This is a genomic window from Pseudomonas sp. HN2 (assembly GCF_020736465.1).
In the GTDB taxonomy this organism is placed as follows: domain Bacteria; phylum Pseudomonadota; class Gammaproteobacteria; order Pseudomonadales; family Pseudomonadaceae; genus Aquipseudomonas; species Aquipseudomonas moraviensis_A.
In genome coordinates this window covers 6,042,027-6,055,403 of record NZ_CP085885.1, presented here as the reverse complement: position 1 = coordinate 6,055,403, position 13,377 = coordinate 6,042,027, and the positions used below count along the sequence as shown (strand labels likewise).

Here is a 13,377-nt window from a genome sequence, read left to right as displayed (position 1 = left end):
ATCAGATGGCTATGACAGTCCATTGCGATATCGTCAGCGCGGAAGGGGAAATCTTTTCCGGCCTGGTCGAGATGGTGATTGCGCACGGTGCACTGGGTGATCTTGGTATCGCTCTGGGTCACGCGCCGCTGATCACTAATCTCAAGCCGGGTCCGATCCGCCTGATCAAGCAAGGCGGGGAAGCCGAGGTGTTCTACATCTCCGGTGGTTTCCTCGAGGTTCAGCCGAACATGGTCAAGGTACTTGCCGATACCGTGCAACGTGCCGCCGACCTGGATGAAGCTCAGGCTCAGGCAGCTCTCAAGGCTGCCGAGAATGCCCTGAACGAAAAAGGCGCGGACTTCGATTACGGCGCCGCTGCCACTCGTCTGGCCGAGGCTGCAGCCCAGCTGCGCACCGTCCAGCAGATCCGCAAGAAGTTTGGCGGTTAATCCGTCAGCCGCTTGTTGTGCGATTGATAAAAAAGGGTAGCCTCGGCTACCCTTTTTTCTTTTCCGAATTCCCCAAAAACCGGTCGCAGTCGCTGACCACCCAGGATTGGTAGCCAGTCATGTCTCTTGAAATCGTTATCCTCGCGGCCGGTCAAGGCACTCGCATGCGCTCGGCGCTGCCCAAGGTGCTGCACCCGATTGCCGGCAACTCCATGCTCGGTCACGTTATCCACAGCGCTCGGCAACTGGATCCCCAGCGCATTCATGTGGTGATCGGTCACGGTGGCGATGTGGTGCGCGAGCGCCTGGCGGCCGATGACTTGAATTTCGTGCTTCAGGACAAGCAACTGGGCACAGGCCACGCCACTGCTCAGGCCGTGCCGTTCATCGATGCCGACACCGTGCTGATCCTTTACGGTGACGTGCCACTGATCGAAGTCGAAACCCTGCAGCGTCTGCTCAAGCACGTCGTGCCGGGACAAATGGGCCTGCTCACCGTAGAGCTGGATGACCCGACCGGTTATGGCCGCATCGTGCGCGATGCCGACGGCAAGGTTGCGGCGATCGTCGAGCACAAAGACGCCAGCGAGGCGCAACGTGCGATCACTGAAGGCAACACCGGAATCCTCGCCGTGCCTGCCAATCGCCTGGCTGACTGGATGAGTCGCCTGTCGAACAACAATGCGCAGGGCGAGTATTACCTGACCGACGTGATCGAAATGGCGGTCAGCGATGGCCTGGTGGTTGCCACCGAACAACCGCACGATCCGATGGAAGTGCAGGGCGCCAATGATCGCAAGCAATTGGCCGAACTCGAGCGTCATTATCAGCTGCGCGCTGGCCGCCGGCTGATGGCCCAAGGCGTGACCTTGCGTGACCCGGCGCGTTTCGACGTGCGTGGTGAAGTCACCGTCGGCCGCGATGTGCTGATCGATATCAACGTGATCCTTGAAGGCAACGTGGTCATCGAAGACGACGTTGTGATCGGTCCGAACTGCGTGATCAAGGACAGCACCTTGCGCAAGGGTGTGGTGATCAAGGCCAACAGCCATATCGAAGGCGCGGTTCTCGGCGAGGGCAGCGACGCCGGTCCATTCGCACGTCTGCGCCCAGGCACGGTGCTCGAAGCTCGCGCCCATGTGGGTAATTTCGTTGAGCTGAAAAATGCGCACATGGGCGAAGGCGCGAAGGCTGGCCACCTGACTTATCTGGGCGACGCTGAGATCGGCGCGCGCACCAACATTGGCGCCGGCACCATCACCTGCAACTACGATGGCGCCAATAAATGGAAGACAGTAATGGGCGCTGATGTGTTCATCGGTTCGAACAACTCGCTGGTTGCGCCTGTGGATATCTCCAGCGGTGCAACCACTGCGGCCGGCTCGACCATCACGCAAAATGTGGATAACGCCCAACTGGCGGTGGGCCGTGCGCGTCAAAAGAATATCGACGGCTGGAAGCGTCCGGAAAAAATCAAAAAATCCTGAGTTATCCACAATCTCTGTGGGAGCGAGCCTGCTCGCGAATGCGGCTGATCAGCCACTTATTCAGTGGCTGATCCCCCTTTCGCCAGCAGGCTCGCTCCCACAGCAGCTTCTATCTTTCTGAATTTTTCTCCTCGCGTCTTGACGGCAACCTTTCGATAGAGTTTCATTGCTTTACGTTATCTTTCGAATCGAAACTTAAGCCGCCATGTCCAAGCGCAACACACCCCAGCGTCGCCACAACATTCTCGCCCTGCTCAACGAGCAGGGCGAAGTCAGTGTGGATGAACTGGCCAAGCGCTTCGAAACTTCCGAAGTTACGATTCGCAAGGATCTCGCCGCGCTGGAAACCCACGGCCTGTTGCTGCGTCGTTATGGCGGAGCGATCAGCATGCCGCAGGAACTTGTCGCGGAAACTGCGCAGACTATCTCCAGATACAAGCAGGCGATTGCCCGCGCAGCGGTCCAACGCATTCGCGAACACGCACGCATCATCATCGATAGTGGTAGCACCACCGCCGCAATGATTCCCGAACTGGGCCAGCAACCGGGGCTGGTGGTGATGACCAACTCCCTGCACGTCGCCAACGCCCTGAGTGAACTCGAACACGAGCCAGTGCTGCTGATGACCGGCGGCACCTGGGATCCGCATTCGGAGTCCTTCCAGGGTCAGGTCGCCGAGCAGGTACTACGCTCTTACGACTTTGATCAACTGTTCATCGGCGCCGACGGCATCGATCTGGTTCGCGGCACCACGACCTTCAATGAATTGCTCGGTCTCAGCCGGGTGATGGCTGACGTTGCACGCGAAGTCATCGTGATGGTCGAGGCGGACAAGATCGGCCGCAAGATTCCCAATCTGGAGCTGCCGTGGAGCAGCATCCATACCCTCATCACCGATGATCGCCTGCCTCAAGAGGCGCGCGATCAGCTTCAGGCCCGCGGGATCACCTTGATCTGTGCGGCTGTCAGTCAGGAGAAATAACCATGTGTGGCATTGTCGGCGCTGTAGCTGAACGTAATATCACCGCCATCCTCCTCGAAGGCCTGAAGCGCCTCGAATACCGCGGCTATGACAGCGCCGGTGTGGCGGTTTATACCAACGATGAAACCCTGGAACGCATGCGCCGTCCGGGCAAGGTCAGTGAACTGGAAACGGCGCTGGCCGAACACCCGCTGGCCGGCCGTCTCGGTATTGCCCACACCCGTTGGGCCACCCATGGCGCGCCGTGCGAACGTAACGCCCACCCGCATTTTTCCGGGGACATCGCGGTGGTGCACAACGGCATCATCGAGAACCACGAAGCCCTGCGCGAACAACTCAAAGCACTGGGTTATGCGTTCAGCTCAGACACCGACACTGAAGTTATCGCGCACCTGTTGACGCACAAGCTCAAGGAACAACCTGACCTGGCGGCCGCACTCAAGGCTACGGTCAAGGAACTGCATGGCGCTTACGGGCTGGCGGTGATCAATGCGCAGCAGCCGGATCGTCTGGTCGCCGCGCGCAGTGGCAGCCCACTGGTGATCGGTCTGGGCCTGGGCGAAAACTTCCTCGCTTCCGACCAATTGGCCCTGCGTCAGGTCACTGACCGTTTCATGTACTTGGAAGAAGGCGATATCGCTGAAATCCGTCGCGACAGCGTGCAGATCTGGGATGTGAACGGCCATGCCGTCGAGCGTCAGACCGTGCAGTACACCGACGGTGCCGAAGCCGCCGACAAGGGTGAGTTCCGCCATTACATGCTCAAGGAAATCCACGAGCAGCCGGCCGTGGTCCAGCGCACCCTCGAAGGCCGCCTGGGCAACAATCAAGTGCTGGTTGAGGCCTTCGGTCCTCAAGCCGCCGAACTGTTCGCCAAAGTGCGCAACGTGCAGATCGTCGCCTGCGGCACCAGCTATCACGCCGGGATGGTCGCGCGTTACTGGCTCGAAGAGCTGGCGGGTATTCCGTGCCAGGTCGAAGTTGCCAGCGAATTTCGCTATCGCAAAGTGGTCGTGCAGCCAGACACGCTGTTCGTCACCATCTCGCAATCCGGCGAAACCGCTGACACCCTCGCGGCCTTGCGCAATGCCAAAGAGCTGGGTTTCCTCGCCAGCCTGGCAATCTGCAACGTTGGCATCAGCTCGCTGGTACGCGAATCCGATCTCACCTTGCTGACCCAGGCCGGTCGCGAAATCGGCGTGGCCTCGACCAAAGCCTTCACCACGCAATTGGTCGGTCTGTTGCTGCTGACGTTGTCGCTGGGTCAGGTCCGCGGGACTTTGGCTGATGGCGTCGAGGCGACGCTGGTCGAAGAGCTGCGTCGTCTGCCAACTCGCCTGGGCGAAGCGCTGGCGATGGACAGCACCGTGGAAAAAATCGCCGAGCTGTTCGCCGAGAAAAACCACACCCTGTTCCTCGGCCGAGGTGCGCAATTCCCGGTGGCGATGGAAGGTGCCTTGAAGCTCAAGGAAATCTCCTACATCCACGCCGAAGCCTACCCGGCCGGAGAGTTGAAACACGGCCCGCTGGCGCTGGTGGATAACGACATGCCGGTGGTCACCGTGGCGCCAAACAACGAACTGCTGGAAAAGCTCAAATCCAACCTGCAGGAAGTCCGCGCCCGCGGCGGCGAGCTGATCGTGTTCGCTGACGTAAAAGCTGGCATGACCGACGGCGAAGGCACTCACGTGGTGCAAATGCCGCACATCCACGACATCCTCTCGCCGATCCTTTACACGATCCCGCTGCAACTGCTGTCGTACTACGTGGCTGTGCTCAAGGGCACTGACGTCGACCAGCCGCGTAACCTGGCGAAGTCGGTGACAGTGGAATAAGTTATCCACCGTTGATCTACGCTCTCACAATCGCAGCCTCGGCTGCGATTGTCGTATCCGCCGCCGAGGAATCCCATGGACCGCTTTCAGGAAATGCAGATCTTCGTTGTCGTCGCCCAGGAGCAAGGCTTTTCGGCGGCGTCGCGGCGTCTGGGGCTGTCGGCGGCGAGTGTCACCCGCGCAGTAGCGGCGCTTGAGCAGCACATCGGTACGCAGTTGCTGGTGCGCACCACGCGCACCGTGCATCTGACCGAAGCCGGGCAGCGTTACTGCGATGACTGCCGACGGATTCTCGCCGAAGTCCAGGAGGCCGAGGATTCGGCGGCAGGCAGTCATGCGTTGCCGCGGGGGCAGTTGACGATCACTGCGCCGGTGCTGTTCGGCGATCTGTTCGTAACCCCGGTGATGGCCGATTACCTGTGTCGTTATCCGGATGTGTCGATCAATGCGCTGTTGCTCGACCGGGTCGTCAATATGGTCGAGGAGGGCATCGATGTCGCGGTGCGCATCGGCGAACTGCCGGACAGCAATCAGCATGCGATCCGCGTCGGCGAAGTGCGGCGAGTGATCTGCGCCTCGCCGGATTTTCTCGCCAGGCATGGCCGACCGGATCATCCACAGGCGTTGGCCGGGCTGCCGGTGGTGGCGACGTCGGCGATCGGTCAGCAACGCAATTGGCCGTTTCTCGACGCGGGTGAAGCACTCAGCGTGCGCACCGAACCGCGTCTCACCGTGACTGCCAATCAGTCCGCGATAACCGCTGCACGCAAAGGCCTGGGGCTGACGCGAGTGCTGTCGTATCAAGTGGCGGACAAGGTTGCGGCAGGCGAACTGGAAATCGTCCTCGCCGAATTTGAATTGCCGCCGTTGCCGATTCATGTGGTGTATCAGGGGGGGCGCAAGGCGCCGGCGCGGATCCGCAGCTTTGTCGACTTCGCCGTGAAGGCGTTGCGCGAGCATCCGGCCTTGAACACGGCGGCGTTATTGCAGCCACTGAAATAATCGATTGCATTGGCTGGTGATTCTTTAGTTTTGTCGATCCGTAGATGATGACTCCATCGGCGCGCTCATTCCGTAGCGTCGTCACTTTCCAGCGGAGTCGACCATGCAACCGATCAAACTCTACAACTTCCCCCGTTCCGGCCACGCCCATCGCGTCGAGTTGATGCTGGCCCTGCTGCAGCTACCGACCGAGCTGATCTTCGTCGATCTGGCCAAGGGCGAGCACAAGCAGCCGCATTACCTGGCGATCAACAGCTTTGGCCAAGTGCCGGCGATTGATGACAACGGCGTGGTGCTGGCCGATTCCAACGCGATTCTGGTTTATCTGGCGCAGAAATATGGCAACGGTCGCTGGCTTCCCACCGATCCGGTAGGCGCAGCACATGTGCAGCGCTGGCTGTCGGCAGCGGCGGGGCCGATTGCCTTTGGCCCGGCGGCGGCACGCTTGATCACGGTATTCGGTGCGCAACTGAATGCCGAAGAAGTCATCGGCCGCGCGCACAACCTGCTCAAGGTCATGGAGCTGGAGTTGGGCAAGACCGCCTATCTGGCCGGCGATGAGCCGACCATCGCTGATGTGTCTGCCTATAGCTACATCGCGCATGCGCCGGAGGGCAATGTCTCGCTGGAGGAATACGCCAATGTCCGGGCCTGGCTGGCACGCATCGAGTCCCTGCCCGGTTTTGTGGCGATGCCGCCTACCGCGGCCGGGCTACTGAAAACTGCCTGACGCGCGCATTCGTGAATACTCAGGGGGCGTCGGCAACGCTTCACCCGGTGCACTGATGCCCTCAAGCGTAACGGCCGGTTGCGCGACCTCTCCTCGCAAGACATGCAGCGCGCTGCGCTCTACCAACTGTTGGCTGGCTTGGCGCCAGTCAATCCAGCGCCAGTCGCGTACATCCTTGCCGGCGGGGAACTGACCACTGGCCTCGAAGGCCATGATCAGTTCGGTCAGGCTCTGCGGCTCCTGCAGATCGAAATAGGCCATGTACTTGCCACCGATTTCACGAAACACCGGAATGTCACTGCCCATTGCCGGCAAACCGCGCTGCATGGCTTCCACCAGCGGCAGGCCAAAGCCTTCGACGAATGATGGGAAAACCAGCGAACTGGCGTGGGCGTAAGCATGCTCCAGACTGGTGTCGCTGAGGTTGTTGAACATGAACAGGCGCCGGTTCAATTCCGGATGGTTGCGTATCCGTGAGAGCAGTTCGTCGCACTTCCAGCCGATATGTCCAGCGATACACAACCTGGCGCTGGAACCACCTGCCCAGGCACGCTCGAAAGCATCCAGCAGATAAGCATGGTTCTTGCGCGGCTCGATCGTGCTGACCATCAGGAAAACCGGGCCGGTTGCCTCGAACATCTGGCGCAACGCCGGCTCCACGGCTGCGGCCGAGCTGTGCAAGTCCAGCTCGGAACCCAAGTGGAAGTAGTCGAACCAGCGTTTTCCCGCTTGCAGGGGCCCAAGCCGTCGCTGCAGTTCATTGCGCACCTCGTCGCGCACGGTGGCGGAAATGGCCATGTAGCCGTCGGCAGTGCGGCAAATCCAGTCAAACCATTCCCCGAACACCTGCGCCGGTCGGGTTTCGTAAAAGTGTGGATGCGTCATGGGAATCAGGTCATAGATCACCGCAATGATCCCGACGCCATCACGCTTGAGTCGCTCGACATGAGGAAAGAAATCCGAATGCCACGAGGAGTCGAGCAGTATCAATTGGTCATCGGCCTGATGCTGTAAGGGCGAGCAGCGCTTGAGCAGCTGCAAGTGCCTCAGGCGTTTGAACAGCCTCAACGGGATCCCGAATGCGGTGAACGAGGTCAGGCGGTAGGCAACATATACAGCGCGGCGAGCCAGCTTCGACTCACATTGGGCCTCGCGCCGCTGGTGCCATTGCCAAAAACGATGGGCAAGGCGTTCCAGGCGGTCAGCGAATGTCGCGAAGGCGTTGAAAACCGGCGTGTTCAGAGGGGCCAGGCGCAAGACCCGGTAGAGTTGGCCGTTGACGAAAACCACCGGCATGCATTCGACATCAGCAGCACCGGACGGCAATTTATTGATGACATTGCGCACCACCCGCTGAATCCCCGAGTTGAGTTTCGGGTGGTTGAAAACGTGGGTGCACTCCACCAACAGTCGAGTCATAGCGCGCGCTCCGTGTTCGCCGATCCGGCGGGCAACAGGGGTGTCCGCAGAGGGTATTGCGCGAAACTGGCGAGACCTGTGGCGACCAGGCAATTTTTCAAAACCGCGACCCCTTGGGCTTATGTTTCGCTATTTCCTACAGCTGGTGTGGGAGGGTCTGTCAGACCGAGACGAAAGCTCGGTAGGACAACAGGCGAAACAGTTGTTGTATTTGTTCTGCGATCAATCTGTGCCAATTACACGACAATTTCAACAGGGCAAACCGTGACCGGTCAGTTCTGGACAGCGTAGACCGAATTATTCACGCCCGATGGTTCCCGAACCCTCAATGGATGTGTTTAGAATGCCCCTCGTCGCGATATTCCGAAGTTGAACACGGGGGTTGCGACGCAGAGTGAAACTGACCACTAAAACAAGAACTAAGACGTGTCTGATGAAGGACGCCGTGTCGGGATTCCCGGCCCGATCCATCTCTGGCCGTCACAGCATGAAGTTGCCGGAATGGCAGCTTTATCGTGGGATGCCATGAATTTCATTCTTTACTCGGACGTCAGCGACAGCTCCATCAGCCAGAGTCTCGGCCGTCCCGAATACAGTTATTACTTCGTGCTCAAGGCCTATCGTCCGTTGCTGGAAAGTCTTGGTCGTGTGCATGTCGTATCCGCCCCGGCAGAAGTCGATCCCCTCTACCGCCGATTGCTCGCCGCAGGCGAAGACAGCGTATTCCTGTCGTTTGCCCCACCGCAGAAAACCCCGGCCGATCTGCAATGCCCGACGGTCTGCGTCGTGGCGTGGGAGTTCGACTCGATTCCCGATGAACAGTGGGACAACGACCCGCGCCAGGACTGGACGCAAATGCTCGCGCGCCAGGGCCGGGTCATTACCTTGTCGAGCCACACTGCCCGGGCGATCCGACGGGCCATGGGTGAGGATTTTCCGGTGCTGGTGCTACCGACAGCGCTATGGGAAAGGTTTTCGGATATCCGCCAGGCGCATGTCCCGACACCGATCAATGCGGGGGCAACCCTGGCGATCAGAGGCTGTATTTTCGATAGCCGCGAACTTGGCTTGTCCGCCGATGCGCTGATTCCCGTCCCTTTGACACCTGAAGAAGAAGCTGCGCTGGCGGCTGAAATAGAAGCCGCGCGTCCACCGCCGCTGACCCTGAAGCGCCGATTCGTCATCGCCCGGCACTATCTACGGCTATGGGCACTGGATCTCGGGCGTGACCTGGCAGAGCCGGTCCCACGGGTGAAATACCTGCAGAACTGGTATTGGGAAGGGGTTCGTGATCGCGTTCCCGACAACCTTCACGCCTGGCTCGAGCAACGTCTGCCCGCCATTTGCGGCGCGCACCCGATTCCGCTCAGCGAACCACCGCCGCTGGACCTGCCGGCCACCGACGGCATCGTTGAAACCCGTGTCGACGGTGTGGTGTACGTCTCGGTCTTCAATCCCAAGGATGGCCGCAAGAACTGGCATCAACTGATTACCGCGTTTTGCTGGGCATTTCGCGAGCAGCCGGACGCGACCCTGGTGGTCAAGATCACCCAGAACGATCTGGCCTTGTATTACAGCGAATTGATGACGTTGCTCGCGCAGCTCAGCCCGTTCGCTTGCCGCGTTGTGGTGATGCACGGCTACCTTGACGACGCGCAGTATGCCGAGCTCTACAAGGCGGCGACGTTCTACGTCAATGCCTCGCGCTGCGAAGGCCTGTGCCTGCCCTTGATGGAGTTCATGTCCAGCGGCAAACCGGTGATCGCGCCGGCCCACACCGCCATGGAGGATTACATCGACGACTCGGTGGCATTCGTGGTCAGGTCCAGCGAAGAGTTGACGATCTGGCCCCAGGACACGCGGATTATTTACCGCACCCTGCGCTACCGACCGGACTGGGGTTCGCTGAAAAGCGCCTACGAAAACAGTTACCGCATGGCCACTGCGCACCCGCAGGACTATCAGCGGATGTCGGCCGCCGCCATCGAGCGGATGCACGATTACTGCGCGTTCGCGCCATTGCAGACACGCCTGGCGGATTTTTTCGCGCTGGCTCCCACGGCCGCTGATATCGAGCCTGTTCTGGATAACGCCTCATGCTGATCATCATTCATTCTGAAACAAATCAGCACACCATCACGCAAAACCTGGGGCGTTCCGAATACAGCTATTACTTCGTCCTCAAGGAATATCGACCGGTTCTCGAACGAATCGGGCGGGTTATCGAAGTGGCTGATCCGCAGACGCAAGTCGATGCGCTCTATGGCGAATGCCTGGCTCGAGGCGAGCCCTGTGTGTTCCTGTCGTTTTCCCCGCCGCACCGTACGCCCGTTGATCTGGCGTGTCCGACCGTGCCGGTGTTTGCCTGGGAATTCAGCACGATCCCCAACGAGCCGTTCGCCGGTGAGCCACGCAACGACTGGCGCAGCGTTTTGCACGCCTGCGGCGCGGCTGTCACCCATTCCAGTTATACCGTCGCTGCGGTCCGCGAAGCCATGTCCGCGGACTACCCGATCAGCGCCATCCCGGCGCCGGTGTGGGACCGCTTCGCCGCACGCGGCAGGCAAGCACAGGATCATTGCGCTGCCGAGCCGCTGCGGCTGACGATCAAAGGGGTGGTGGCCGACAGCCGTCAGCTCGACTTGAATGCCTTCGCCCCAGAGCATTTGCGCAGCGGCGAGGGGATTGATTTTGCCGCACCGGTGACCGAGCAGACCCTGTCCCTTGAGGGCGTGGTGTATACGTCAGTGTTCAATCCCGGCGATGGCCGCAAGAACTGGGAGGACATGCTCAGCGCCTTCTGTGTGAGCTTTCGCGAAGTCGAAGACGCTACCCTGGTGCTGAAACTGACGCACTTCGATGCTGAAGAGGCGCTGGCTGACATCCTCCATCATTTGTACAAAAACCAGTCTTATCGGTGCCGTATCGTGTTGATTCACGGCTATCTCGCCGATCCGGACTACGAGCGACTCGTGCAGGCGACTCGTTATGTCGTGAACACGTCCTACGGCGAAGGCCAGTGCCTGCCTCTGATGGAATTCATGTCTTGCGGCAAGCCCGCAGTAGCGCCTCGAACCACGGCAATGATCGATTACCTGAGCGCTGAGAACGCGTTTCTGATCGAGTCCACCGACGAACTGACCGCCTGGCCGCACGATCCGCGCAAGGCATTTCGCACGCTGCGGTACGTGACCAACTGGGCATCATTATGTGAGGCCTACCGGGCCAGTTACGACGTTGCAAAAAACCAGCCGCAGCGTTATGCCGCGATGTCCGCACAAGCGGTCGACAGCCTGCAGGCTTTTTGCAGTCAGGCTGTGGCCGAGCAGCGCCTGCGGGCATTTCTTGCACAGTTGTTCGAACACCGTGCCGCTGCGGGGGAAGCCTGCCAAGCATGAACGGCAAGCGCATCATGGATATAGAAGTGCTGCGCGCCGTCGCCGTGCTGGGGGTATTGTTCCATCACCTGCAGGGCAGTCTGTTCGCGGCCCCGGTGCCTTTGCTGGACAGCATTCACGGCAGTCTGCAAACGTGGTGGGGCGTCGATCTGTTTTTCGCCATCTCCGGCTTTGTCATCGCTCGCAGCCTGGTTCCGGCGTTGCGAGGTTGTACCAGTCGCCGGGAGTGCTGGCAGCAGACGCGCAACTTCTGGCTGCGCCGCGCCTTTCGCCTGTTGCCGTCGGCCTGGCTATGGCTCGCGCTGATGCTGCTGGCCTGTGTGTTCCTCAATCGCTCCGGGGCTTTCGGTACCTGGCATGCCAACTTGCAAGCGACCCTGGCCGGCGTGTTGCAGTACGCCAATTTCCGTTTCGCCGACAGCTTCTTCCGATACGAATACGGCAGCAGTTTTGTCTACTGGAGCCTGGCGCTGGAGGAACAGTTTTATCTGCTGTTTCCGCTGCTGATTCTGCTGTTTCGCCAGCGTCTGGTCTGGGCGCTGCTGGCGCTGGTCGCGGTGCAGATTCTGACCGTGCGCACCCCGTTGCTGATGGTGGTGCGCACCGACGCGCTGGCCCTTGGCGTGCTGTTGGCGATGTGGAGCGCACGGCCCGGCTATCATCGCTGGCAGCCAACCTGGCTGGCGCGACCGTGGGCCGGGATTTCAGCCTTCATCGCCATCGCATTGCTGCTCAGCTTCATGGCCACCGATCGTTTCACCTTCGCGCCTTATCGCATCGGTTCAATCGCGCTGCTCAGTGCCGTGCTGGTGTGGATCGCTTCATACAACCGCGATTACCTGGTGCCTGCCGGTGCGGTGCAACGGTTGCTCGCGTGGGTCGGCAGCCGCTCCTATGGCATTTATCTGATCCATATCCCGGCCTATCAACTGGTGCGTGAACTGATTTTCCGTTTGCAGAGCGCCGGTCTGCCGAGTCCGGCCGGGCATCCGGTGTTCACGCTGTTGCTGGGATTCGGCCTGATCGTGCTGTTCAGTGAACTGAATTACCGCTTGATCGAAATGCCGATGCGCAACCGTGGCGCCGCGCTGGTCAAGCGCCTCGGCACGCCCCGATCCGCCCTTCCATCCCCTGGAGCCACCTCATGCTGAGCCTTTTGAAGAAACTCACGAACGCCACGCCGGCGCAGCCTGTTGTGGCGGTTGCCGAGAAGACCGACCCGTACATGCTCGGCCTGCACGATGCGATGCTCAGCGGCTGGTTCAATCAGCAAACCGGCGAACTGTTCACAGGGTTCCCGGTGACCCCCGACGACACGCTGCTCGATGTGGGATGCGGCGATGGCGGTAACGTGCATTTCTGCGGCATGCGCGGGGCGAAGATCATCATTGCCGATATCGATGCGGCCAAGGTCGAAGCCACCCGTCAGCGCTTGAGCGATACCCCGGCGCGCGAAGTCGAGTGCCACGTCACCGATTGCAATCCGCTGCCGATTGCCGACGCCACGGCGACACGTGTGGTCTCGACGGAAGTGATCGAACATGTCGACGACCCTGCGCAGTTTCTCGCTGAGCTGGTGCGGGTCGGAAAGCCTGGCGCGTTGTACCTGCTCAGCGTGCCGCACCCAAGCTCCGAAGACCTGCAAAAGGACATCGCCGCGCCCGAGTACTTCCAGAAACCCAATCACATACGCATCATCAGTGAAGAGCAGTTCAAGGCAATGGTCGGCGACGCCGGGCTGGAAATCATCAGCCATAGCCAATACGGCTTTTACTGGTCGATGTGGATGATGCTGTTCTGGGAAGCCAAGGTCGAATTCAGCAACCCTGATCACCCACTGCTCAATCACTGGGCCGACACGTGGCAAGCGGTACTCGACTCCCCGCGCGGGGCGCAGATCAAACAGGCGCTGGATGCGGTGGTGGCGAAGAGTCAGGTGATCATTGCGCGCAAGCCTGCGGCATCCCTGTAGGAGCTGCGGCACGCTGCGATCTTTTGATCCTGATTGTTAACGCACGATCAAAAGATCGCAGCCTCGTTTCACTCGTCAGCTCCTACGGGGTTTTTGTGTAACCTTGCGGCTTGTGGTCTCA

11 protein-coding genes are annotated in these 13,377 nt (G+C 60.1%); 10 read left to right on the top strand and 1 reads right to left on the bottom strand.

The window, feature by feature from the left end; all coding sequences use genetic code 11:
- Positions 1 to 5: 5 nt before the first annotated feature.
- From LIS66_RS26995 to LIS66_RS26970, 6 genes are all read left to right on the top strand, one after another.
- On the top strand, positions 6 to 431 hold the full coding sequence (locus tag LIS66_RS26995) for a F0F1 ATP synthase subunit epsilon (RefSeq protein WP_016772407.1): 426 nt from the start codon (positions 6 to 8) through the stop codon (positions 429 to 431).
- Between the two features lie 119 nt (positions 432 to 550).
- Entirely contained in the window at positions 551 to 1,918 is a 1,368-nt protein-coding gene (glmU, locus tag LIS66_RS26990) for a bifunctional UDP-N-acetylglucosamine diphosphorylase/glucosamine-1-phosphate N-acetyltransferase GlmU (protein ID WP_227973360.1), read from the top strand.
- Between the two features lie 205 nt (positions 1,919 to 2,123).
- The gene (locus LIS66_RS26985) at positions 2,124 to 2,900 is read left to right on the top strand and encodes a DeoR/GlpR family DNA-binding transcription regulator (protein WP_042607993.1); all 777 of its coding nucleotides are present in this window, start codon (positions 2,124 to 2,126) and stop codon (positions 2,898 to 2,900) included.
- A gap of 2 nt (positions 2,901 to 2,902) precedes the next feature.
- Positions 2,903 to 4,735, top strand: a complete 1,833-nt coding sequence (gene glmS / locus LIS66_RS26980; RefSeq protein ID WP_227973359.1) for a glutamine--fructose-6-phosphate transaminase (isomerizing) — start codon at positions 2,903 to 2,905, stop codon at positions 4,733 to 4,735.
- A 75-nt stretch (positions 4,736 to 4,810) separates the two neighbouring features.
- Positions 4,811 to 5,737 (top strand): LysR family transcriptional regulator, encoded by a 927-nt coding sequence (locus LIS66_RS26975; RefSeq protein ID WP_042608016.1) that lies wholly within the window; start codon positions 4,811 to 4,813, stop codon positions 5,735 to 5,737.
- A gap of 103 nt (positions 5,738 to 5,840) precedes the next feature.
- The gene (locus LIS66_RS26970) at positions 5,841 to 6,467 is read left to right on the top strand and encodes a glutathione S-transferase family protein (RefSeq protein WP_227973358.1); all 627 of its coding nucleotides are present in this window, start codon (positions 5,841 to 5,843) and stop codon (positions 6,465 to 6,467) included.
- On the opposite strand, the gene LIS66_RS26965 is transcribed toward LIS66_RS26970, so the two are convergent.
- On the bottom strand, positions 6,450 to 7,886 hold the full coding sequence (locus tag LIS66_RS26965) for a glycosyltransferase family 4 protein (protein WP_227973357.1): 1,437 nt from the start codon (positions 7,884 to 7,886) through the stop codon (positions 6,450 to 6,452). The two genes, LIS66_RS26970 and LIS66_RS26965, sit on opposite strands and share 18 nt — an antisense overlap.
- A 525-nt stretch (positions 7,887 to 8,411) precedes the next feature.
- Here LIS66_RS26965 and LIS66_RS26960 point away from each other — a divergent pair.
- From LIS66_RS26960 to LIS66_RS26945, 4 genes are read left to right on the top strand one after another with little or no spacing between them, the layout of a single operon-like run.
- Positions 8,412 to 9,989, top strand: a complete 1,578-nt coding sequence (locus tag LIS66_RS26960; RefSeq protein ID WP_227973356.1) for a glycosyltransferase — start codon at positions 8,412 to 8,414, stop codon at positions 9,987 to 9,989.
- On the top strand, positions 9,983 to 11,284 hold the full coding sequence (locus tag LIS66_RS26955) for a glycosyltransferase (protein WP_227973355.1): 1,302 nt from the start codon (positions 9,983 to 9,985) through the stop codon (positions 11,282 to 11,284). Before LIS66_RS26960 ends, LIS66_RS26955 begins: the two co-directional genes overlap by 7 nt.
- Positions 11,281 to 12,435, top strand: coding sequence for an acyltransferase family protein (locus LIS66_RS26950; protein WP_227973354.1), 1,155 nt, complete (start codon positions 11,281 to 11,283; stop codon positions 12,433 to 12,435). The genes LIS66_RS26955 and LIS66_RS26950 overlap by 4 nt, the downstream gene beginning before the upstream one ends.
- Positions 12,429 to 13,256, top strand: coding sequence for a class I SAM-dependent methyltransferase (locus LIS66_RS26945; RefSeq protein WP_042608021.1), 828 nt, complete (start codon positions 12,429 to 12,431; stop codon positions 13,254 to 13,256). Before LIS66_RS26950 ends, LIS66_RS26945 begins: the two co-directional genes overlap by 7 nt.
- Positions 13,257 to 13,377: the final 121 nt, after the last annotated feature.